This window comes from Sediminihaliea albiluteola (assembly GCF_014077625.1).
GTDB lineage: Bacteria > Pseudomonadota > Gammaproteobacteria > Pseudomonadales > Halieaceae > Sediminihaliea > Sediminihaliea albiluteola.
This window is the reverse complement of the sequence record NZ_JACFXU010000013.1, coordinates 814,390-837,857: the sequence shown is the minus strand read 5'-3', so window position 1 is coordinate 837,857 and position 23,468 is coordinate 814,390. Positions and strand designations below refer to the sequence as shown.

Here is a 23,468-nt window from a genome sequence, read left to right as displayed (position 1 = left end):
GAGTGTGGGCACGTCTGATATGTTGGATTTAACAGTACGGGACTGGATGGTTATTGTCGGGGTGCTGCTGATACTCGCAGTGCTTCTGGACGCTTGGCGCCGGGTATATCTAGATCGGCGCGCCCCTTTGCGGATGAAGCTTTCCGAGGGCGAAGAAGTGGAGTCAGAAGAGGAGCTGCCCGACCGCAAGGACGTAGACCTAGCCTGGTTGAAAGAGTTGCCCAACGGTGGTGCTCGGGTGGTCAAGCGTGAGGACAGAGCAGTTGAGCAAGATCAAGACGCCCAAGCAGAAGAGCTGCAGGGCGACTCTGAGCAGGACGCCGATACCCAGCCGCAGATCAATTCGCAACAAGATGCGCCTAGCAGGGAGTCTCGCAGCCCTATAGCCGGGCGACGAGTGCTGCCATCAGGGCAGGCCCAGCGCAGTGCGCCAGTGCAGCCCGAGCCAGCCGAGGCCCCCCCTGCGGATGATGATGAGCCAGAGTTGCTGTCCGGTATGAGCACTAACGATGAGCCGGAAAACCTGGACTGGTTGGATGCACTGGAATCAGAGCAGCGCCGTGAACCCGCCACCAGTGAATCGCGGGTGACAGCGCGCTTGCCCCGTGATGTAGAGCCTGAAGTGTTTATGTTGAATGTGGTGGCGCGCAATCCAGCAGGTTTTCGCGGCGAAGATATTCTGCATATTTTATTGGCCTGCGATCTGCGCTTTGGCGATATGAGCTTTTTCCACCGCCACGAGCACGAGGCCGGTCGCGGAGCGATTCAATTTAGTGTGGCCAACATGATGCAGCCAGGGGTGTTTGATATCGACAATATGTCTGACTTTAGCACCCCAGGCCTAGTGTTCTTTGTCACCATGCCCGGCCCCGAAGATATGATGAAGGCCTTCGACTATATGCTGGAGACCGCACAGGCGGTGGCCCGCAACTTAGAGGGTGACGTGCTCGATGAGAGCCGCAGTGCTTTAACCCGCCAGACCGTAGAGCACTCACGGCAGCAGATTCGAGATTTAGAGCGGCGCCTATTGGCACCTCGTTTGGCGGAGTAATACTTCGTGGCAGATAGCGCACCAGAGCATGAGGTGGCCCAGCTGCGTGAGCGCCTTGAGGACTGGAACTACCAGTACTACGTGCTCGATGAGCCCAGCGTGCCGGACGCAGAATACGATCGCTGCCTGCGGCGCTTGATTGAGCTGGAAACGGCACACCCCGAGCTCCTCAGTACTGATTCACCGAGTCAGCGTGTCGGCGGGCAGGCCCAGACAGAGTTTCGTCAAGTGGCCCACGAGCTGCCGATGCTGTCTCTGGACAATGCCTTTAATGAGCAGGAGCTGCGGGATTTTAATCGCCGCGTATTAGAGCGCTTAAAATATCCAGCGGATACGCAGCTCGAGTTTGCTTGCGAGCCCAAGCTCGATGGTATTGCGGTGAGTCTTCTGTATCGCAATGGTCTGTTGGAGCGCGGCGCCACCCGCGGCGATGGCAGCACCGGTGAGGACATCACCCACAACGTGCGTACCGTGCCCTCCATCCCGCTGCGCCTGCGCGGTAGCGGCTACCCTGAGCTGTTGGAAGTGCGCGGCGAAATCTATATGACTCAGGACGGCTTTGAGTCACTCAATCAGCGCGCCCGTGAGCGCGGTGATAAGCCCTTTGTCAATCCGCGCAATGCAGCCGCGGGCAGCCTGCGACAGCTGGATGCCCGTCTCACTGCTGAGCGGCCCTTGCAAATGTGCTGCTACAGTGTCGGCGTATTTCAAGGCGGCAGCATGCCGGAGCGACACTCCGATATACTCGATTTACTGCACAGCTGGGGCCTGCGCATCAATACCGAATCGCGGGTGGTCAGTGGTATTGATGCCTGCGATGCCTACTATCGTGAGCTGGCCGATAAGCGCGCAGATTTACCCTACGATATCGATGGTATTGTCTACAAGGTCAATGACCTGGCCCTGCAAAAACAGCTCGGCTTTGTCTCCCGGGCACCCCGTTGGGCTGTGGCCCGCAAGTTTCCCGCCCAAGAAGAAATAACCCGCCTGCTGGCGGTGGAATTTCAAGTCGGCCGCACCGGAGCGATTACACCGGTAGCACGACTCGAGCCGGTCTTTGTCGGCGGGGTGACGGTCAGCAATGCCACTTTGCACAACAGCGACGAGATTGAGCGGCTGGGTGTACAGATTGGTGACACGGTTATTGTGCGACGCGCGGGCGATGTGATCCCACAAGTTGTTTCGGTAGTGCAAGATCGACGGCCCGCTGATGCCAAGCCCGTGGTTTTTCCTAAAGTCTGCCCGGTCTGTGCTTCGGTAGTGGAGAGGGAAGCGGATCAAGCGGTGTGGCGCTGTCTCGGTGGTTTGGTCTGCGCAGCCCAGCAGAAGGCGGCGATCTGGCATTTCGCCTCCCGTCGAGCCATGGACATCGATGGCTTGGGCGATAAGCTGATCGAGCAGTTAGTCGATCGGCAGATACTGCAGAGCGTGGCCGATCTTTATCGCCTAGACCGAGATACCTTAATAGGCCTCGAGCGCATGGGTGAAAAGTCTGCAGATAATCTACTGGCGGCAATTGAGGCCAGCAAAGAGACCACACTGGAGCGCTTTATTTTTTCTCTGGGAATTCGCGAAGTCGGTGAGGCAACAGCGCGCAATCTAGCCCAACATTTTGGCAGCTGGGAAGCTTTAGCTGCTGCTTCAGAAGAGGCTTTTCTGGAGGTGAGCGATATCGGCCCGGTGGTCGCTGATCATCTGCGGCAGTTCTTTGACGATAACAGCATCATGGGCGTGGTGGCTCAGCTGCGTGAGCATGGTGTGCACTGGCCCGATATTGAGCTGCGCGCCGCTGCTGACTTGCCGCTGGTCGATCAGACTTGGGTGGTGACTGGCACACTGGAGGCGATGAGTCGCGCTGATGCCAAGGCTCGATTGCAGGCACTGGGTGCCAAGGTAGCAGGCAGTGTGTCGGCCAAAACCAGCACTGTGGTCGCCGGCCCCGGCGCCGGTTCGAAACTGACTAGGGCTCGGGAGCTTGAGATCGAAGTGATCGACGAGGCTGAATTTTTACTGCGCCTGCAGCGCTATGGTGGCGGCCCTTGAGGGGACTGTTATTGCTGGCCTTGTTGCTGCTCGGGGGCTGTGCGACGGCCACTCCAGATAATGTCGACAATGTCTGTTCTATATTTGAGCAACACAGTAGTTGGTATAAAAAAGCCGCGCGCTCCCGGGATAAGTGGGGCAGCCCAATCCCCGTCATGATGGCCATCATGCATCAGGAGTCGCGCTTTGTGGCTCGCGCCAAACCTCCGCGTAAAAAAATCTTTGGTTTTATCCCGGGCCCCAGGCCCTCCGATTCTTTCGGTTACAGTCAGGCCCTAGGATCCACTTGGAAGGCCTATAAACGGGATGCCGGTCGCTACGGTGCCGATCGCGATGACTTTGGTGACGCCATCGATTTTATTGGTTGGTACAACTACCAGTCATGGAAGCGCAGTGGCATTGCCCGCAATGATCCCTACCATCTCTATCTTGCCTACCACGAAGGGCATGGCGGATATAACCGCGGTACTTATCGCAGCAAGGCCTGGTTGCAGAAGGTGGCTGGCAAGGTCAGTCGCAAATCACAGACTTACCAACAACAGCTGCAAAGCTGTGAAAAATCACTGCAAAAAAAGCCTTGGTTTTTTGGCTGGTTTTAATCTCCAGGCGAGCAACATGCTAGCCGTGGTTTAATATGGCGAACACTGCACTATAAGCTGCCTCTTCTGGGCTGAGTTTAGCCTCTAATCAGAGACTGGCTGCTGAAAAATTTGAGCAGCTGTGACACACTTGTGGCACGTTTATTGTAATGTGTGGGATGGACTATCCGCACAGGAGTTAAGCAACACAGTGGAACCAACCGACGTAAAAAATCCTGAGTACTTTCACAAGGTCGTGGACTGTCAGTATGCCTGTCCAGCCCACACGCCTGTGCCAGAGTATATTCGCCTGATTGCGGCCCAACGTTATACCGACGCCTACATGATCAACTGGGAATCCAATGTGTTTCCCGGGGTGCTCGGCCGTACCTGTGACCGCCCCTGTGAGCCGGCTTGTCGCCGTGGCAGGGTAGAAGAAGAGCCCGTGGCAATTTGTCGTTTGAAGCGTGTTGCCGCTGATAATAAAGACAGCATTGCCGACCGCCTGCCGAGCATTCCCACTGAGAAGAATGGCAAGCGCATCGCCTTAATCGGTGCCGGCCCGGCTTCTTTAACCGTGGCGCGCGATCTGATGCCGCTGGGTTACAGCATCGATATCTTCGACAATCAGTTTGCCGGCGGCGGCATGATGCGCAGCCAAATCCCATCGTTCCGTCTACCTATCTCGGTGCTAGATGAAGAGGTCAACTACATCCTCGACATGGGAGTGGTGACTACTTTTGATACTGAAATCACCAGCCTGAAGAGCGTGCTCGATCAAGGCTATGATGCGGTATTTGTCGGCACCGGTGCGCCCCGCGGTAAGTTACTGAATTTGCCTGGCCTAGAAGAGGCAGGCGACTCGGTGCACGTTGGCATCGAGTGGTTGTCGAGTGTGGCCTTTGAGCACGTCGAAAAAATCGGCAAGAAGGTGCTGGTCCTCGGCGGTGGTAATACCGCGATGGACTGCTGTCGTACTTCCCGCCGTCTCGGTGGTGAAGATGTGCGCGTGGTTGTGCGCAGCCCCTTTGCGGACATGAAAGCTTCGCCATGGGAAAAAGAAGATGCCATGCACGAGGGCATCCCGATCTACGATAACCACGTGCCCAAGGAAATTGTCGTCGAAGATGGCGTAATGAAGGGCATGCTTTTTGAAAAAGTAGAGGCCCACTACGACGAAGACGGTAAGCGCAGCCTGTTACCTACAGGCGAAGACTTGGTGTTCATGGAAGCCGACGACGTGTTGATGGCGATCGGTCAGGAAAACGCCTTCCCTTGGATTGAGCGCGACATCGGTATCGAGTTCGATAAATGGGATATGCCAGTCGTCGATAAAACCACTTTCCAGTCGACTAATGAAAAAGTGTTCTTTGGTGGCGACGCGGCCTTTGGTCCAGAAAACGTTATCACTGCTGTGGCCCACGGCCACCAAGCGGCGGTCAGTATCGATCTATTCTGCCGCGGTGAGTCAACCCAGAACCGCCCTGCGCCGTTCACCAATCTGGTGAGCCAGAAGATGGGTATTCATGAGTGGAGCTATGCCAACGCAGTAGCAGACGACGAGCGCTACATAGTGCCCTTGGCGCCGATGGATCAAGCTTTAAAAAACCGCATGGTCGAAGTGGAGCTTGGCTTTGATACCGATACCGGTTTCAAAGAAGCAGAGCGCTGCTTGAACTGTGATGTGCAGACTGTTTTTGAGGAAAGTCGCTGTATTGAATGTGACGCTTGTGTGGATATTTGCCCCACCGACTGCATCACCTTTACCGAGAACGGTGAGGAAGAAGAGCTGCGCACCCGTCTATCGGCGCCCGCGCGCAACTTGGAGCAGGACCTCTATGTGTCTGAGACTCTGCCAACAGGGCGCGTGATGGTAAAAGACGAAGACGTTTGCTTGCACTGCGGTCTTTGCGCCGAGCGCTGTCCCACCACAGCTTGGGATATGCAGAAGTTTCTCTATAACGTGACCAAGGCGGGGCAAGAAGTCGCATGAAATCCCTGGAATCAATCAATGAATTTGTTATTAAGTTCGCTAACGTAAATGGCACCGGCTCGGCCAGTGCTAACAACCTTTTTGCCAAAGCGTTGTTTCGCATGGGCTTGCCCGTCAGCCCCAAGAATATCTTTCCCTCTAATATTCAGGGCTTGCCGACTTGGTATGAGGTGCGGGTTAGCGAGAAAGGTTATCTGGGTCGCCGCGGTGGTGTAGATATTATGCTCTCGGTTAATCCGCAGAGCATGCCCCAAGATGTGCGCGAAGTTGAGCCCGGTGGCTACTTTATCTACGACAGCACCAAGCCCTTGGATTTGAGGTTGCACCGCAAGGATATCAACATCATTGGTATCCCATTGACTCGTATCTGTAACGAAGAATACGAGGATCCACGCCAGCGTCAGTTGTTTAAGAACGTGATTTACGTCGGTGCTCTGGCTGCCTTACTGGATATTGATTTCGCTGTCTTAACTGAACTGGTTGCGGATCAGTTTAAAGGCAAAGAAAAACTGGTATTACCCAATATCCACGCCCTGGAGTTAGGCCACCAGTACGTGAAGGCTAACCTCGACTGCCCACTGGGTATTCGGGTGCGCAAGAGCGACAAAGTGGGCGATAAGATTTTGCTCGACGGCAATACCGCGCTTGGCCTCGGTGCCATCTATGGCGGCGCCACTGTGGCCGCTTGGTATCCCATTACGCCATCCACTTCGGTGGTCGATGCCTATGAGCGTTACGCCAAGCGTCTGCGTATTGATCCGGGCACTGGGCGCCAAAACTTTGCCATTGTGCAGGCCGAAGATGAGTTGGCAGCGATCGGTATGGTGATCGGTGCTGGCTGGAACGGTGCCCGTGCCTTTACCGCAACCAGTGGTCCAGGCCTGTCGCTGATGAGTGAGTTCTTGGGCTTGGCTTACTTTGCTGAGATTCCCACGGTATTGTTTGATGTGCAGCGCGCAGGGCCCTCAACCGGCATGCCGACCCGCACCCAGCAATCGGACGTGCTCTCTGCGGCCTATGCTTCACACGGCGACACCAAACAGGTGCTGCTGTTCCCCTCGACGCCCCGTGAGTGTTTCGATTTTGGCGCCTTGAGTTTCGACTTGGCTGATCGCTTGCAAACGCCGATCATCCTGATGACCGATCTTGATCTGGGCATGAACGACAATATGTCAGATCCTTTGGAGTGGGATGACGAGCGCAAATACGATCGCGGTAAAGTGCTCACAGCAGAAGATCTCGACAACATGGAGCGCTTTGGCCGCTACTTGGATGTCGACGGCGATGCCATTTGCTATCGCACCTATCCCGGCACCCACCCTGAAAAGGGCGCTTTCTTTACCCGCGGTACTTCGCGCGATGAATACGCGATTTATACCGAGCGCGGTGAAGAATACGAGAAGAACATGCTGCGTCTGCTGGCCAAGTGGGAGACCATTAAGAGCTACGTGCCAAGACCAGAAATTATCCGCAGCGAGCAGCAAACAGAGATGGCTGTACTCTATTACGGCACCAGTGAAGAAGCTTCTCGCGAGGCTCTGGATTATCTCGCTGCCGATGGCGTGCATTTGAACGCTATGCGGGTTAGGGCTTTCCCCTTCAATGATGAAGTGGAGCAGTTTATGGCCGATCATGAGCAGGTCTTCGTGATCGAGCAAAACCGCGATGCCCAGTTGCGGACCCTGTTGATGGCCGAGTTTGAGCTTGGCCCGGACAAACTCAAGTCAGTATTGTGCTTTGATGGCACGCCGATCAGCGCGCGCAATATTCGCAAACAGATACTTATGCATTTACCTGGCTACAACGTCACTCCTTTGCGGCGTGAGCGGGTAGTGGGGCAGGGAGAGTGAGCGGAATGATGCGAGTTATTGAGTTGAGTGGGGAGAGATCAGAATGAGTTATCAGCAACCCAAGTTCCGCCACCCCAGCCTACCGGTCAATGATCTAGGCTACACCCGAGCAGACTATGAGGGGGCGATATCCACCCTCTGCGCGGGCTGCGGACACGATTCCATTTCCGGTTCCATTGTGCGTGCTTGCCACGAACTGTCATTGGAGCCACATAAAATTGCTAAATTGTCGGGCATTGGTTGTTCGTCAAAATCGCCGACCTATTTCCTGGGTAAGTCTCACGGCTTTAACTCAGTACACGGTCGTATGCCCTCGGTGGTGACCGGGGCGGCGATGGCCAACCGAGACCTGCTCTACTTGGGCGTGTCAGGCGACGGTGATACTGCGTCGATTGGTATGGGCCAGTTCGCACACGCTATCCGGCGTAACCTGAACATGGTTTATATCGTGATGAACAATGGCTGCTATGGTCTGACCAAGGGTCAGGACTCAGCGACTGCAGACGAAGGTTCAGCCAGTAAAAAAGGTGACCCTAACCCCTTTGGTGCAATTGATCTGCCCGGTTTGGCACTGCAGCTTGGTGCTACCTTTGTTGCGCGCAGCTTCTCCGGTGACAAAGAGCAGTTGGTACCACTGATCAAAGCGGCGATGAGTCACCGCGGCTTTGCCTTGATTGATGTGGTATCGCCCTGTGTCACCTTTAACAACAACAGCGCTTCGACCAAGAGCTATGAGTTTGTGCGAGAGCATGCCGAGGCCACTGGCACTGTTGATTTTGTGCCGATGCGAGAAGAGATCACCACTTCCTACGAGCCCGGTCACAGTCAGGAAGTGACCATGCACGATGGCTCGGTGCTGCGTTTGCGCAAGATGGCTGAGGATCTGGACCCATTTGATCGCGGTTCTGCGATGATGGCTTTGGAGGCTTCTCGCAGCAGTGGTCAAATCCTCACTGGCTTGATTTATATGGATAAGGATTCTGCTGACTTGCACGAGGTTTTGAATACCAGCCGCAGGCCACTCAATACCTTAGCAGAGGAAGACCTTTGTCCCGGAGACAAAGTGCTGCAAAATATTAATCAGTCTTTGCGCTAAACTGCTACTAGTTTGCTATCTTTGACCCCCTTGCCAAGTAGCTGTACAGCGACATTGGCAAGGGGGTTTGTTGTTTTAGCAGCCCCCACCGGCGCTATTTTTATTAGCGACCAGATGTTAATTAACGCATATATCATGACTGCCCGATTCCCGTTGGCAGCCTTATTAGATGGAGATTTGCCATGAGAGCTAGATGGATCTTATTTGGCTTGCTGATCGCTCTGAGTCCAGCTTTTGCTCAGGCAGAGGTCTCAGCGGCCCAGCTTGAGCAACTGCGCGCAGAATTTTCTGCTCTGGCACAGCGGCTGCAAGTACTAGAGGCAGAAAATGCTGAGCTCAAGGCGCTAGTGGAGCAGGGCGCGCTGCAAGAAGAGCCCAGCGCCCAGCAAGTAGTGGCAGCCACTAGCTCATTGAGCGCGGCGCAGCCGGCCGCAAAGCCCAGCGCTGGGCCGGAGCACTGGACTGATCGCTTTAGCCTCAGCGGTGATTTCCGCTACCGCTATCAAGAGGTTAAGGTCGATGATATGGCTGGCCGTGATCGCCACCGCATCCGAGCCAGAGCTGAGCTGAAGGCGCGCTTAGATCATGGCCTGACAGTGGCTACAGGTTTCTCCACCGGTGGTGATAATCCGCTCTCCGCCAACCAGACTCTGGGCAGTGGTGGCACTAAAAAAGATCTGCATTTGAGCCTGGCCTATGTGCAGTGGCAGCCCAATGAGCAGTGGAGCTTAAGTGCCGGCAAGATCCACAATCCATTTTATCGCCCTGAAAAAACCGGCTTGCTGTGGGATGGTGATTACAAGCTAGAGGGCTTCTCTGCCCAGTGGTCGAACGACTTGCTCTTTGCTAACGCGGCCATGCACCTGCTTGAGAGCGATAACAAAGGCGGCAACCAGCAAGCCACCTGGGGGCTTCAGGGCGGCGTAAATCTCTCTCTAGGGCCGGTGGACCTGAAAACAGGCCTTGGCTACTTCGACCTGCCGGTCAAGGGCAAAGAGAGCTTCTACGGCGACGTCGATGACTTTTATGGCAACTCCTTTGTCTGTGGCGGCTCACAGGCGCCCTCGAGCTGCATCTACCAATATGACTATCGCCAGCTGGAATGGTTTGTCGACATGGGCTTTGATTTAGCGAACTTGCCGGTCAAGCTCTATGCCGATGTAGTGAATAACCGCGCCGTCGATGAACTCGATATGGGTTGGCTAGTTGGGGTGAAGCTCGGTAAGGCCAGCTTGCCTGGTAGCTGGCAGCTTGGCTACGAGTACCTAGACTTAGAAGCTGATGCGGTCTTGGCGCTGCTCAGCGACTCAGATTTTGCCGGCGGTGGCAGCGACGGCAAGGGGCATAAATTCTTCGGTATCTATGCACCTTACCGCAATGTGCAATTTAAGCTGAGTTACTATCCGGGCAATGAAAAAGGCGTCGATCTTGCTGATGAAAGTATCGAAATTGATCGCCTAGTGTTTGATGCCAGCATAAAATATTAATTTGTGTCTTGCATTGAGGCGCGGCTTAAGTAAAATACCGCGCTTCCGATGCAGATGCTCGGAACAAAGCTGCGTCCCCTTCGTCTAGTGGTCCAGGACACCGCCCTTTCACGGCGGTAACAGGGGTTCGAACCCCCTAGGGGACGCCATATTCAATCTGTGCAATGTCGCAGTTAAAAGCCCGGTTCTGCCGGGCTTTTATGTATTCGGCATGTGGTATTTCCCAAGTGGCGCAGTGCCCAATACTACCCTGACCGTCTCAGCTGCGAGGTCCTCTACGGTGAGTCCTAATGAGTCGGTTCTGGAGTGCGGTCACACATCAACTTACACCCTATGTGCCTGGCGAGCAGCCACAGCACCAGCGTTTAATTAAGCTAAACACCAATGAATCGCCCTTTGACCCTGCCCCTGGGGTGATGCAGGCGATTGCTGAAACGCCTGCTGAATTATTGCGCCGCTACCCAGATCCTGAATCTGTTGTACTGCGCAGCGCAATTGCTGAGCGCATGGGCCTGGCAGTCGATCAGGTATTCGTCGGCAATGGCTCAGACGAAGTACTGGGGCATATCTTTCAGGGCTTGCTCAATCACTCGCTACCGCTTTTGCTGCCTGAAATTTCCTACAGTTTCTATCCGGTCTGGGCTTCGCTCTACGGCATTGATATCGAGCCGCTGGCTCTAGCTGAGGATTTCAGCATCAATGTTGAAGATTACGCCCGACCCAATGGCGGCATTATTTTGCCTAACCCCAATGCTCCCACCGGCATCTTGCTGCCCCTTGCTGATATTCGTCGCCTGTTGGATATGAATCCGGATTCAGTGGTGGTGATTGATGAGGCTTATATCGATTTTGGTGGTCAATCCGCTGCTGCCCTAGTGCCTGAGTACGACAACTTGTTGGTCGTTCATACACTCTCTAAATCCCGTTCTCTGGCCGGTTTGCGGGTAGGTTATGCGCTGGGACAGGCGCCCTTAATCGATGGCTTAAATCGCGTTAAGAACTCATTTAACTCATACCCACTTGATGTCTTGGCTCAGCGCGGGGCGCTGGCCTCGATCGAGGATGAGGCTTGGTTCCAGCAGTGCTGCGAGCAGGTGATAGCAAACCGGGAGATGTTGCGTGGGCAGTTACAAGAGCGGGGTTTTGAGGTGCTGCCCTCTAGTGCTAACTTTTTATTTGTCAGACACCCTGAGCGCTCAGCCCTAACAATTTTCAATGGCCTGCGAGAGCAGGGCGTTATCGTGCGACACTTTAATACGCCGCCAATCGATCAGTTTCTGCGGATAAGTATAGGCAGCCATGAAGACTGCCTGGCGCTGCTAGAGGCTTTAGATAGCCTCTAGCACTTTTCTAAAACGACACTGCCGATACTGTAACCGGCACCGAATGAGCAGAGCACTCCGCGATCGCCACTTTGTAGGTCGGCGCGGTGTTTGTGAAAGGCAATCACCGAGCCCGCCGAGCTGGTGTTGGCGTATTCGTCTAAAATCGTTGGCGCTTCACTGGGCTGTGCTTCGCGGCCCAATACCTTCTTCGCAATCAGTTGGTTCATGCTCAGGTTAGCTTGGTGCAGCCACAGTCGTTTCAAGCTGTTGGGCTCGATCGCTAGTGTCTCCAGTTGCTCTGTAATTTGCCGTGCCACCGCGGGACAGACTTCCTTAAAGACTTTGCGACCTTCCTGAACAAAGAGTTTGTCGCGGCTGCCCACTGCGCTTTCGTCGCAGCGGTTGAGGAAGCCAAAGTTATTGCGAATGTTATTTGAATAAATCGTTTGCAGCTTGCTATCGATAATGCGGTAGCAGTCATCGCTGCTGGCGTTCTCCCGGCGCTCGATAATCACCGCTGTACATACATCACCAAAAATAAAGTGTGAATCGCGGTCGCGGAAGTTCAGGTGTCCGCTGCAAATTTCAGGGTTGACCATCAGCACGCAGCGCGCGCTGCCATTAGCGATGGCATCGCGCGCTTGCTGTAGGCCAAATGTGGCAGAAGAGCAGGCCACGTTCATATCAAAGCCGTAGCCCTTAATGCCCAGCGCCGATTGCAGCTCAATGGCCATAGCGGGGTAGGGGCGCTGCATGTTGGATGCAGCGACAATCACAGCATCAATGTCCCGGGCGCTTTTGCCGGCTTGGGCCATGGCTTCACGGGCTGCAGCAAGTGCCATCTCACACTGCACAGAGGGCTGGTCATTGTTGCGCTCGGGGATTTCAGGCAGCATTCGCTCTGGGTTGAGAATGCCACTTTTATTGACCACATAGCGGGATTTAATCCCCGAGGCTTTGACAATAAACTCCTCAGAGGAATGGTTTAGTGCTGCCAGCTCGCCAGCCTCAATAGCGGCGGCATTATCGCTATTGAAGCGATCGACATACTCGTTGAAGGCCTTGACCAGCTCGGCGTTACTGATCGATTCAGGCGGTGTATAGAGGCCCGTACCACTGATCACTATGTCGCTCATTTGCATTTGCTCCCAGATGCTTAAAGTAGTTGTAGTCTACAGTGAAATGCGCGAGCTGGAGAGCCGGAGTGGAAAATTACCACGAGCGCTTTTGGCCTAGTGAGTGACTGCGAGTGGGCCAAAGTGGCAGGTAAAAAAAAGGCCGCGATACGCGGCCTTTTAGTCTTGGGTGAGCAGCTTAGCGCTTGTCTACAGCGACGTAGTCGCGCTGCTTGTGACCAGTATAGAGCTGGCGTGGGCGACCGATGCGGTAGCTGCCGCTGATCATTTCGTGCCAGTGGGCAATCCAGCCAACTGTACGGCCAACCGCAAAGATCACGGTGAACATGCTGGTGGGAATACCAATCGCCTTCAGGATGATACCGGAGTAAAAGTCGACGTTGGGGTAGAGTTTCTTCTCGATGAAGTACTCGTCTTCCAGGGCGATGCGCTCCAGTTCTTTGGCGATAGCCAGCAGCGGGTCGTTTTCTACGCCCAATTCTGCCAGTACTTCGTCAGCGGCCTCTTTCATTACTTTGGCGCGGGGGTCAAAGTTTTTGTACACGCGGTGACCAAAGCCCATCAGACGGAAGGGGTCATCTTTGTCTTTGGCGCGGGCGACAAACTCTTCAATGCGCGAGACATCGCCAATTTCTTCCAGCATTTCAAGCACAGCTTCGTTGGCGCCACCGTGTGATGGGCCCCACAGCGCGGCGATGCCAGCGGCAATACAGGCGAAGGGGTTGGCACCAGAAGAGCCAGCTAAGCGCACCGTGGAGGTAGAGGCGTTCTGTTCATGGTCGGCATGCAGTAGGAAGATGCGGTCCATGGCGCGAGCCAATACCGGGCTAATTTTGCTCTCTTCGCAGGGCGTGCCAAACATCATGTGCAGGAAGTTCTCGGAGTAATCCAGTTCGTTATCCGGGTACATGAAAGGCTGGCCGATGGAGAACTTGTAGCTCATTGCGGCTAAGGTTGGCATTTTAGCGATCAGACGGAAGGCTGCTACCTGGCGATGGCGCTCATCTGAAATATCCAGCGAGTCGTGATAGAAAGCGGACAGCGCGCCAACCACACCGCACATGATAGCCATGGGGTGGGCGTCGCGGCGGAAACCATTAAAGAAGGTGCGAATTTGATCGTTCACCATCGTATGGTTTTTAACAGTATTGACGAAGGTGTCGTACTGTTCCTGGCTTGGCAGCTCACCGTAGAGCAGCAGGTAGCACGTCTCTAGGTAGTTTGATTCCTCAGCGAGTTGATCGATGGGGTAGCCGCGATGTAGGAGAACGCCTTTGCCGCCATCGATATAGGTGATCTGCGATTCGCAGGCGGCGGTTGACACAAAACCTGGGTCATAGGTGAACATGCCTTTACTGGTAAGGCCGCCCACATCGAGGACGTCAGGCCCTAGGGTACCGGAGTAAATTGGGAGCTCGATTGCTTCATCGATCCCGTCGACATGTAAAGTCGCTTTCTTGTCACTCATGTAAGATCCTGCGATGTATTTCCGTGGGCCGCCAACTATAGAGTTTCGTCAGCTATTGTCAATTATTCACAGTCTATTTTGTCCGATATCTGGCCTAAATAATGTCTTACTTCGCTGATTATCCAGAATCAAGATTGACGACGTTCGCCGAACTTTGCATTTTCACTGCTAAGCGGCAATCTCAGAGGCAGCGCCCAAGCTTTTAATGAGCTAGTGCCTAGGCTTTTAATAATAGTTTAGTTTATTAGCGATTTGTAATTGAGCTGCTAAGTGCTTATAATTTCGCGCGTTTTGGTTTAGCTGTCACCCGACATAGGACTGACACAAAGCCCGGCATTGCCGGCCCACTAACTGCCTTTATTGGCGTCAAAACAATGGTAACTATATTGTGAAAGACAAGCGTCCCGTTAACTTGGACATTGCTACTATGCGGCTTCCCATAACCGCTTGGTCGTCCATCACGCACCGCGCCTCCGGCGTATTCCTTTTTGTTGGCATGGCTGTACTGATCTGGGCACTTGATGCCAGTTTGCGCAGCCCGGAGAGCTTTGCCTCTCTGCAAGAGTGCCTGAGCAGTCCACTAGCTAAGCTGGTGATCTGGGCCATCCTTGCTGGCTTGATCTACCACTCAGTTGCTGGTGTGAAGCACCTTATTATGGACTGTGGTATCGGTGAAACTATGGAGGGTGGCAGGCTCGGCGCAGGTCTAGTCTTTGCACTGTCCGCTGTATTGATTGTTCTGGCGGGGGTTTGGATATGGTAACTGCAGCCACGAGTTATGGCCGCTCAGGTGTGGCCGACTGGATCGCGCAGCGCGTTAGCGGAATTATTCTGCTGGCCTACTTTTTGTTTATTGGCTACGTCCTGTTAAGCGGCGTGGATTACGCTAGCTGGAAGGCGCTCTTTGCGCAGACTTGGGTCAAGATTTTCAGCCTCATGGCAGTGCTGTCTTTGGCAGCTCACGCCTGGATTGGCTTGTGGTCGGTACTGACTGACTATTTGACCGAGCGAATGATGGGCACAACAGGTAATGTGCTGCGTCTAGTGCTGCAGGTGCTGATCGGTATCACTCTCTTTGTTTATGTGGTCTGGACTGTCCAGATTCTGTGGGGTTATTAAGCTTATGGCGAACATGCGTACTATTTCATTTGATGGCGTGATTGTCGGCGGCGGCGGTGCAGGCATGCGTGCGGCTCTGCAGTTGGCTCAGTCAGGTTATAAAACAGCAGTTATTTCAAAAGTGTTCCCAACACGCTCCCATACGGTGTCTGCTCAGGGTGGTATTACCTGTGCGATTGCCAGTGATGACCCCAATGACGATTGGCGTTGGCACATGTACGACACGGTCAAAGGTTCCGACTATATCGGTGACCAGGACGCCATTGAGTATATGTGTAGTGTAGGGCCAGAAGCGGTATTTGAGCTGGAGCACATGGGGCTGCCTTTCTCGCGTACCGAAGAGGGACGTATCTACCAGCGTCCTTTTGGTGGTCAGTCAAAGAATTTCGGCGAAGGCGGTCAAGCGGCGCGTACTTGTGCAGCTGCTGACCGTACTGGCCATGCTCTGTTGCACACCTTGTATCAGGGCAATATGAAGAACAACACTGTGTTCTTCAACGAGTGGTACGCAGCTGATCTGGTGAAAAACCAAGACGGCGCGGTGGTCGGTGTTATCGCGATTTGCATGGAAACCGGCGAAACGGTTTACGTGAAATCCAAGGCCACGGTATTGGCTACCGGTGGTGCAGGCCGTATTTACGCCTCGACCACTAACGCACACATCAACACCGGTGACGGTGTCGGCATGGCGCTGCGTGCTGGCTTCCCCGTACAAGATATTGAGATGTGGCAGTTCCACCCAACGGGTATCTACGGTGCCGGTACACTGGTTACTGAAGGCTGCCGCGGTGAAGGTGGCTACCTAATTAACAAGGATGGCGAACGCTTTATGGAGCGTTATGCGCCAAACGCTAAGGATCTGGCCGGTCGCGACGTAGTGGCTCGCTCCATGGTGATGGAGATCCTCGAAGGTCGCGGCTGCGGTCCTGAGGGTGACCACGTATTCTTGAAGCTCGATCACCTCGGCGAGGAAGTGCTGCACAGCCGCCTGCCTGGTATCTGTGAGCTCTCTGAAACCTTTGCCCATGTGAACCCAGTTCACGAGCCAATCCCTGTGGTGCCAACTTGTCACTACATGATGGGTGGTATTCCCACTAACGTGAACGGTCAGGCGCTGCAACTCGATGCCAATGGCAACGATCAGATTATCCCCGGCCTTTACGCCTGTGGTGAAGTGGCCTGTGTATCTGTGCACGGTGCTAACCGTCTCGGCGGTAACTCACTGCTTGACCTGGTGGTCTTTGGTCGTGCTTCAGGTCTGCATATTGAGCAGTCACTGCGCGAAGGTATCGACGTGCGTGATGCCTCTGAAACTGATGTTGAGCAGGCGATGAGCCGTCTCGACAAGCTCAATAATTCCACTGGTGGCGAGAGCGTGGCCGATCTGCGTAAAGAGCTGCAGAACGTCATGCAGAACCACTTCGGTGTATTCCGCAATGAAGCCTTTATGCAAGAGGGCATCAAGAAGCTGTCCGAGCTGCGCGGTCGCATCGAAAATGCTGAGCTCAGCGATAAGAGCATGGCTTATAATACCGCCCGTATCGAAGCGCTGGAGCTGCACAACCTGTTTGAAGTGGCCGAGGCTACGGCAATCACTGCTGAAGAGCGCAAGGAATCTCGCGGTGCTCACGCGCGCGATGATTACCAGGAGCGCGATGACGAGAACTGGCTGTGTCACTCCATGTACTATCCCACAGACAAGCGAGTGGGCAAGCGCGGAGTGAACTTCGAGCCTAAGACTGTCGATACTTTCCAGCCTAAAACGCGTACGTACTAAGGGGTCTGATTGATGTTGCAAGTAAGTATCTACCGCTACAACCCAGAGAGCGATGACAAGCCCTACATGCAGGACTTTCAGCTCGACACTGGCGGCAAAGACATCATGGTGTTGGATGTGCTGGAGCAGTTAAAGGCTCAAGATACCACCATTTCCTATCGTCGCTCCTGCCGTGAAGGCGTGTGTGGTTCCGACGGTCTGAACATGAACGGCAAGAATGGTCTGGCCTGTATTACACCGCTGTCGGCAACTGTGAAGAATAACAAGTTGGTTATTCGTCCTTTGCCTGGCTTGCCGGTTATTCGCGACCTAGTCGTGGATATGGGTATGTTCTACAGCCAGTATGAGAAGGTGCAGCCCTATCTGCAGAACGACACACCGGCGCCAGCTATTGAGCGTCTGCAGTCGCCGGAAGATCGCGCTAAGCTGGATGGCCTCTACGAGTGTATCCTCTGCGCCTGCTGTTCAACTAGCTGTCCTTCATTCTGGTGGAACCCAGATCGTTTCATTGGTCCGGCTGGTTTGTTACAGTCATACCGATTCTTGGCCGATAGCCGCGATACCGTGACGGAAGAGCGTTTGGCCAAACTGGACGACCCCTTCAGCGTATTCCGCTGTCATGGTATCCAGAACTGTGTCAATGTGTGCCCCAAGGGTCTCAACCCCACGCGGGCCATTGGTCACATTAGAAACATGCTAGTTGCGAGAGCGACATAGCTTTAAGTTAGAGCCCCAAGCTATTGAATTAGCTTGGGATTTTTTCTTGGTCTGTTGCGCTGCTAGCGCGGCGGACCTTTTTAGGATTAGGAAGCGGCTTAGGCACGTTCTGCCACATATAGCTCCGGCTACACTGTGCACACAAGGGCGCTCTTAAGCACGCAACCTGTCAAAAAGGGTCACAATGCAAGAAGGCTCAATGGAGCTCCTCAAGCGGAGTTCACACATCGCAGGTGGCAACGCCACTTATGTCGAGGATTTGTACGAATCCTATCTCACCGACCCCAATGCGGTTCCTGAGCAGTGGCGCGAATATTTTGACAAACTGCCGCGCGTAGAATCTGACAATGCTCAGATTCACGACGTACCGCACTCTACGATTCGTGAGCACTTTGCCCGCATTAGCAAAATGCGGGTGCGCACCGAAGCCACTGTCGCTCACGATTCCAACGCGACTGAATACGAGCGCAAGCAGGTTAAAGTTGTTCAGTTGATCTCAGCTTATCGCCAGCGCGGCCATCAGCAGGCCGACTTAGATCCGCTGAATCTGCACGTGCGCGATCATGTGCCCGATTTGGATTTGAGCTTCCACCAGCTCTCCACGGCCGATAACGACACCGTGTTTCAGACCGGTAGCCTCTACATCGGTAAGGCCGACGCCACCTTAGGCGAAATCGTTGAAGCACTGAAGAAAACCTATTGCAACACCATTGGCGCCGAGTTCATGCACATCGTGAACACTGAAGAGCGCCACTGGGTGATGCAGCGCATGGAGTCTGTACGCTCGGCTCCTGTGCTAAGCGATGAAGTTCGCACCACCTTGCTCAAACGCTTGATCAAGGCAGAAGGCTTGGAGAAATCTCTGGCCTCTAAATACCCCGGTACTAAGCGCTTCGGTTTGGAAGGCGGCGAAAGCCTGATTCCAATGCTGTCTGAGATGATTCAGCGCACCGGCTCTTACGGTGCCCAAGAAGTCGTTATTGGCATGGCCCACCGCGGCCGCCTCAACGTCCTAGTGAATATTTTTGGTAAGAAGCCGACTGAGCTCTTTGCTGAATTTGAAGGGCGCGCTACCTACCAGAGTTCCGGCGACGTCAAATACCACCAGGGTTTTTCATCCAACGTGATGACCCCCGGCGGCGAAGTGCACCTAGCGATGGCCTTTAACCCTTCACACCTTGAGATTGTCTCGCCGGTGGTAGAGGGCTCCGTGCGCGCTCGCCAAGACCGTCGCAACGACAGCGTGGGCGATAAGGTCGTGCCGATTGTGATTCACGGCGACGCAGCCTTCGCCGGGCAGGGCGTGGTGATGGAGACATTCCAGATGTCCCAGACCCGGGCTTACAAAACCGGCGGCACACTGCACATTGTACTTAATAACCAGGTCGGCTTTACCACTAGCTCACGTGAAGACTCGCGCTCTACTGAGTACTGCACCGATGTCGCAAAAATGGTGCAAGCGCCGATTTTCCACGTCAATGCCGACGATCCTGAGGCCGTGCTGTTTGTCACTCAGATGGCGGTCGACTTCCGCAATGAGTTCCGCAAAGACGTAGTGATCGACTTGGTTTGTTACCGCCGCCGTGGTCACAACGAAGCCGATGAGCCTTCGGTGACACAGCCACTGATGTATCAGCAAATTCGCCAGCAGAAAACGACCCGCGATCTCTACGCTGAGCACCTCATTGCCCAGGGCATTATCACTGCCGAGCAGGACGCTTTCCTCGTGGAAGGTTACCGCGAGTCACTGGACCGCGGAGAGCCCTTGGTCAGCAGCTTAGTGTCAGAGCCCAACAAGAATATGTTTGTCGACTGGTCGCCTTATCTGGGTCACGAGTGGACCCTGCAGGCCGATACCGGCATGGACATGCAAACCCTGCAGACCCTGGCTCATGAAACCAACTTAGTGCCCGATGGTTTCCCAGTGCAGCGTCAGGTCAGCAAAATTTTAGAAGACCGCCGCAAAATGGCTGCCGGTGGAATGTCCTTAAACTGGGGCGCCGCTGAAACCTTGGCCTATGCCTCGCTGCTCAGCACCGGCTACCCAGTGCGCTTGACCGGTCAGGATGTTGGCCGTGGTACCTTCTCACACCGCCACGCGGTACTGCACAACCAGAAGGACGAAAGCCTCTACATTCCGCTGCAACACATCAGCGAAGACCAGGCGCCCTTTACTATTCACGACTCGCTGTTGTCGGAAGAGGCGGTGCTGGCCTTTGAGTACGGCTACGCGACCACCGCGCCCAAGGGTTTGGTGATTTGGGAAGCCCAGTTTGGTGATTTTGCCAACGGTGCCCAAGTAGTGATCGACCAGTTTATTACCAGTGGCGAGCACAAGTGGTCCCGTCTCTGCGGTTTGACCATGCTCTTACCTCACGGTTATGAAGGGCAGGGCCCCGAGCACTCCTCGGCCCGTCTTGAGCGTTTCTTGCAGCAGTGTGCCGAACACAATATTCAGGTCTGTATCCCGAGTACTCCGGCACAGGTCTTCCATATGCTGCGTCGCCAGGCCATTCGCCCGCTGCGCAAACCGCTGGTGGTGATGTCGCCGAAGAGTCTGTTGCGTCACAAGGAGGCGATATCCTCCCTGGAAGATTTGGCCTACGGTCATTTCCATAACGTTCTGGATGAGACCGATGATCTGGATAAGTCCAAGGTCGATCGCATCATTTTGTGTAGCGGTAAGGTCTTCTATGAACTGCGTGCGGTGCGCCGTGAGCGCGGCTTAGATAACATTGCACTGATCCGTTTGGAGCAGCTCTATCCCTTCCCAGAATCTGAATTGCTGGAAGTGATCAAAGCCTATCCAAATGTTGAAGATTTGGTCTGGTGTCAGGAAGAGCCGATGAACCAAGGTGCTTGGTATTGTAGCCAGCATCACATGCGACGGGTCATTCATGCGCACCGGCCAGACGTTAATCTACGCTATGTTGGGCGTGAGGCCTCAGCAGCTCCGGCAGCTGGTTACATGGCCCTGCACCTAGAGCAGCAAGAACGATTTATTAATGAAGCGATGGGTCCCAAACCCGAAGCCTAGCAGAAGTACTAACAAGGAAGCGAAATGGCACAAGATATCAAGGCACCCTCGTTCCCGGAGTCCGTTGCGGACGGTGAAATCGCCGCATGGCACAAGAAAGAAGGCGAGTCTGTAGCCCGCGATGAACTGTTGGTAGAGATTGAAACCGACAAAGTCGTGATGGAGGTTGTGGCACCGGCCGACGGTGTGCTGACTAAAATTTTAGTGGGCGAAGGTGAGACTATCCTCAGTGAACAGTTGTTGGCTGAGCTCGAGCCCGGTGCTGTCGGCACTGCGCCTGCGACAGAAGAACCAGCTGCTGCAGCGGCGGCGGCCGAGAGTGACACAGCTGACGCTGATACCGAAGCCCTGTTGGGCCCCGCGGCTCGTCAGTTAGTCGAAGAGCACAAACTCGATCCGCGGCAGATTGTCGGTACCGGTAAAGGCGGACGAGTCACTAAAGAAGACGTGTTGAAGCACATTAAATCAGCGCCCAAAGCGGCCGCAGCCAAAGCTGCTGCTAAGCCAGAGCCAGCTGCTGCCAAAGAGCCGGCACAGGTCACTGGCGAGCGCGTTGAGAAACGTGTGCCGATGACCCGTATGCGCGCCCGTATTGCTGAGCGCTTGCTACATGCCAGCCAAGAGACCGCCATGCTGACCACCTTTAATGAGGTGAACATGGCGCCGGTCATGGAGCTGCGCAGCAAGTATAAAGATCAGTTTGAAAAAACTCACAACGGCACTCGTTTGGGCTTCATGGGCTTCTTCGTTAAAGCCTGCTGTGAAGCACTCAAGCGCTTCCCCGAAGTCAACGCCTCTATCGATGGCAACGACGTGGTCTATCACGGCTACCAAGATGTTGGTGTGGCTGTTTCTACACCCGGTGGTTTGGTAGTACCTGTATTGCGCGATGCTGACTTTATGAGTTTGGCTGATATTGAAGCAGCGGTTAAGGATCTCGGGCTGCGCGCCAGAGACAACAAGTTAACGATTGATGATATGACCGGTGGTACCTTTACTGTTACCAACGGTGGTGTATTCGGTTCACTGCTGTCAACACCGATCTTGAATCCGCCCCAGACAGGTATTTTGGGCATGCATAAGATTCAAGAGCGGCCCGTGGCAGTAGACGGTAAGGTCGTGATTCAGCCAATGATGTATTTGGCACTGTCTTACGATCACCGTCTGATTGATGGTAAAACGGCGGTGCAATTCCTGGTGGCGGTAAAAGATCTGATTGAAGATCCTGCGCGCATTTTATTGCAACTCTAAGCAGTAAATAGTAAGCAGTTTCTCGATTAGCACACACTGATAATTGGAATACTCGATGTCTCAAAAATTTGATGTAGTAGTGATAGGCTCCGGCCCTGCCGGTTATGTCGCAGCAATTAAGGCAGCCCAACTGGGCATGTCCACAGCTTGTGTCGAAATGTGGCTCGACGATAAGGACAAGGTGAAGCTCGGCGGTACCTGTCTGAACGTCGGCTGTATCCCATCGAAAGCCCTGCTCGACAGCAGCCAGAAATTTGTCGAAACCCGCGATCAGCTGGCCAGCCACGGTATTAGCGTCAACAGCCCGAGCATGGATGTCAAAGCCATGCTGGCGCGCAAAAATAGCATTGTTGATCAACTGACTGGCGGTATTGCTGGCCTGTTCAAGCACAATGGTGTGACCTCAATTTCGGGTCGCGGAAAAGTCTTGGCCGGCGGCAAAGTTGAAGTGACCGACAAAGATGGCAAGGTCTCAATTCTGGAAGCGGGCGATATCATTATCGCTGCGGGTTCAGTGCCAGCAGAAATTCCTCCAGCGCCGGTGGACAATGAGTTTATCGTTGACTCAAGTGGCGCACTGGAATTCAGCGAAGTGCCCAAGCGTTTGGGCGTTATTGGCGGTGGCGTGATCGGCCTGGAGCTGGGCAGTGTCTGGGCTCGTTTGGGTTCTGAAGTAGTGGTGCTGGAAGCTCTGGAAGAATTCTTGCCCACCATGGACGCACAGATCGCCAAAGAAGCTGGCAAGATCTTCAAGAAGCAGGGCTTGGATATCCGCATGGGTGCCCGGGTCACTAAGGCCGAAGTTAAAGATGGCGCGGTCGAGGTTTCTTTCAGTACTTCAGCGGGCGAGCATGTTGAAGTATTCGACAAGCTGATCGTAGCTGTTGGTCGCCGTCCACGCACTGAGAATCTGCTGGCTTCAGATAGCGGTGTAACTTTGGATGAGCGCGGCTTTATTTATGTGAACGATTACTGCCGCACGGAAGCGCGTCATGTCTACGCAGTGGGTGACGTAGTACGTGGCCCGATGTTGGCCCACAAAGGCTCAGAAGAGGGCGTAATGGTTGCCGAGCGCATCGCCGGTAAGCCTGCCCAAATGAATTACGATTGCATTCCATCGGTGATTTATACCCACCCAGAAGTGGCCGCCGTGGGTAAAACTGAGCAGCAATTGAAAGCGGAAGGCGTTGACTACAAGACAGGGGTATTCCCCTTTGTTGCCAATGGTCGAGCACTGGCCGCTAACGATTCAGACGGCATGGTAAAAATGCTGGCTGATGCCGAAACTGATCGCATTCTGGGCTGCCACATTGTGGGCCCTTCATCCGCTGATCTCGTGCAGCAGGTGGTGATTGCGATGGAGTTCGGTTCCAGTGCCGAAGACCTCGCGTTGACGGTATTTGGGCACCCAACCCTGTCCGAGGCAGTTCACGAAGCTGCACTGGCAGTGGACGGTCAAGCCATCCACATCGCCAACAGGAAAAAGCGTAAGTAAAATCCGTCCCCGGCGCGTAACGATAACGACCTAATTTTGGCGCGG

The 23,468-nt window shown here is 54.3% G+C and carries 17 protein-coding genes and 1 tRNA gene; 16 read left to right on the top strand and 2 right to left on the bottom strand.

The annotated features are described in order from the left end of the window. Window positions 1–19 precede the first annotated feature (19 nt). The 9 genes from zipA to hisC all read left to right on the top strand — a co-directional run bounded on the left by zipA (window position 20) and on the right by hisC (window position 11,441). The gene (gene zipA, locus H2508_RS04810) at window positions 20–1,051 is read left to right on the top strand and encodes a cell division protein ZipA (RefSeq protein ID WP_235964822.1); all 1,032 of its coding nucleotides are present in this window, start codon (window positions 20–22) and stop codon (window positions 1,049–1,051) included. A gap of 6 nt (window positions 1,052–1,057) precedes the next feature. Beyond that, window positions 1,058–3,094, top strand: a complete 2,037-nt coding sequence (gene ligA, locus H2508_RS04805) for an NAD-dependent DNA ligase LigA (protein ID WP_182169390.1) — start codon at window positions 1,058–1,060, stop codon at window positions 3,092–3,094. Beyond that, on the top strand, window positions 3,091–3,693 hold the full coding sequence (locus tag H2508_RS04800; protein ID WP_182169388.1) for a transglycosylase SLT domain-containing protein: 603 nt from the start codon (window positions 3,091–3,093) through the stop codon (window positions 3,691–3,693). The genes ligA and H2508_RS04800 overlap by 4 nt, the downstream gene beginning before the upstream one ends. Window positions 3,694–3,883: 190 nt before the next feature. Beyond that, window positions 3,884–5,665: an FAD-dependent oxidoreductase gene (locus H2508_RS04795; RefSeq protein ID WP_182169386.1), complete on the top strand. Its 1,782-nt coding sequence runs from the start codon at window positions 3,884–3,886 to the stop codon at window positions 5,663–5,665. Next, entirely contained in the window at window positions 5,662–7,515 is a 1,854-nt protein-coding gene (locus H2508_RS04790; RefSeq protein ID WP_182169383.1) for a 2-oxoacid:acceptor oxidoreductase subunit alpha, read from the top strand. The genes H2508_RS04795 and H2508_RS04790 overlap by 4 nt, the downstream gene beginning before the upstream one ends. A gap of 43 nt (window positions 7,516–7,558) precedes the next feature. Next, window positions 7,559–8,611 carry a 2-oxoacid:ferredoxin oxidoreductase subunit beta gene (locus tag H2508_RS04785; RefSeq protein WP_182169380.1) on the top strand — a complete coding sequence of 351 codons (1,053 nt, stop codon included), beginning with the start codon at window positions 7,559–7,561 and terminating at the stop codon, window positions 8,609–8,611. Window positions 8,612–8,793: 182 nt separating this feature from the next. Next, window positions 8,794–10,098: a putative porin gene (locus H2508_RS04780; RefSeq protein WP_182169377.1), complete on the top strand. Its 1,305-nt coding sequence runs from the start codon at window positions 8,794–8,796 to the stop codon at window positions 10,096–10,098. 73 nt (window positions 10,099–10,171) lie between these two features. Further along, window positions 10,172–10,247 (top strand) — tRNA-Glu (locus H2508_RS04775). 141 nt (window positions 10,248–10,388) lie between these two features. Next, window positions 10,389–11,441, top strand: coding sequence for a histidinol-phosphate transaminase (gene hisC, locus H2508_RS04770; protein WP_182169375.1), 1,053 nt, complete (start codon window positions 10,389–10,391; stop codon window positions 11,439–11,441). Here the strand turns inward: hisC and H2508_RS04765 are convergent. After that, window positions 11,438–12,565 carry a beta-ketoacyl-ACP synthase III gene (locus tag H2508_RS04765; protein WP_220463582.1) on the bottom strand — a complete coding sequence of 376 codons (1,128 nt, stop codon included), beginning with the start codon at window positions 12,563–12,565 and terminating at the stop codon, window positions 11,438–11,440. The genes hisC and H2508_RS04765 overlap by 4 nt on opposite strands. Window positions 12,566–12,737: 172 nt before the next feature. Then, complete coding sequence (gltA, locus tag H2508_RS04760) at window positions 12,738–14,027, bottom strand: citrate synthase (protein ID WP_182169371.1); 1,290 nt, start codon at window positions 14,025–14,027, stop codon at window positions 12,738–12,740. A 388-nt stretch (window positions 14,028–14,415) separates the two neighbouring features. Between gltA and sdhC the strand changes: the two genes are divergently transcribed. From sdhC to lpdA, 7 genes are all read left to right on the top strand, one after another. Then, complete coding sequence (gene sdhC / locus H2508_RS04755) at window positions 14,416–14,790, top strand: succinate dehydrogenase, cytochrome b556 subunit (protein WP_182169369.1); 375 nt, start codon at window positions 14,416–14,418, stop codon at window positions 14,788–14,790. After that, entirely contained in the window at window positions 14,784–15,146 is a 363-nt protein-coding gene (gene sdhD, locus H2508_RS04750) for a succinate dehydrogenase, hydrophobic membrane anchor protein (protein WP_182169367.1), read from the top strand. Before sdhC ends, sdhD begins: the two co-directional genes overlap by 7 nt. A gap of 4 nt (window positions 15,147–15,150) precedes the next feature. Continuing rightward, window positions 15,151–16,923 (top strand): succinate dehydrogenase flavoprotein subunit, encoded by a 1,773-nt coding sequence (gene sdhA, locus H2508_RS04745; RefSeq protein ID WP_182169365.1) that lies wholly within the window; start codon window positions 15,151–15,153, stop codon window positions 16,921–16,923. A 12-nt stretch (window positions 16,924–16,935) separates the two neighbouring features. After that, on the top strand, window positions 16,936–17,640 hold the full coding sequence (locus tag H2508_RS04740) for a succinate dehydrogenase iron-sulfur subunit (RefSeq protein ID WP_328799313.1): 705 nt from the start codon (window positions 16,936–16,938) through the stop codon (window positions 17,638–17,640). 184 nt (window positions 17,641–17,824) lie between these two features. After that, window positions 17,825–20,677, top strand: coding sequence for a 2-oxoglutarate dehydrogenase E1 component (locus H2508_RS04735; protein WP_182169361.1), 2,853 nt, complete (start codon window positions 17,825–17,827; stop codon window positions 20,675–20,677). Between the two features lie 24 nt (window positions 20,678–20,701). After that, window positions 20,702–21,928 carry a 2-oxoglutarate dehydrogenase complex dihydrolipoyllysine-residue succinyltransferase gene (gene odhB, locus H2508_RS04730; protein WP_182169359.1) on the top strand — a complete coding sequence of 409 codons (1,227 nt, stop codon included), beginning with the start codon at window positions 20,702–20,704 and terminating at the stop codon, window positions 21,926–21,928. A gap of 55 nt (window positions 21,929–21,983) precedes the next feature. After that, window positions 21,984–23,423 (top strand): dihydrolipoyl dehydrogenase, encoded by a 1,440-nt coding sequence (gene lpdA, locus H2508_RS04725; protein ID WP_182169357.1) that lies wholly within the window; start codon window positions 21,984–21,986, stop codon window positions 23,421–23,423. Window positions 23,424–23,468: the final 45 nt, after the last annotated feature.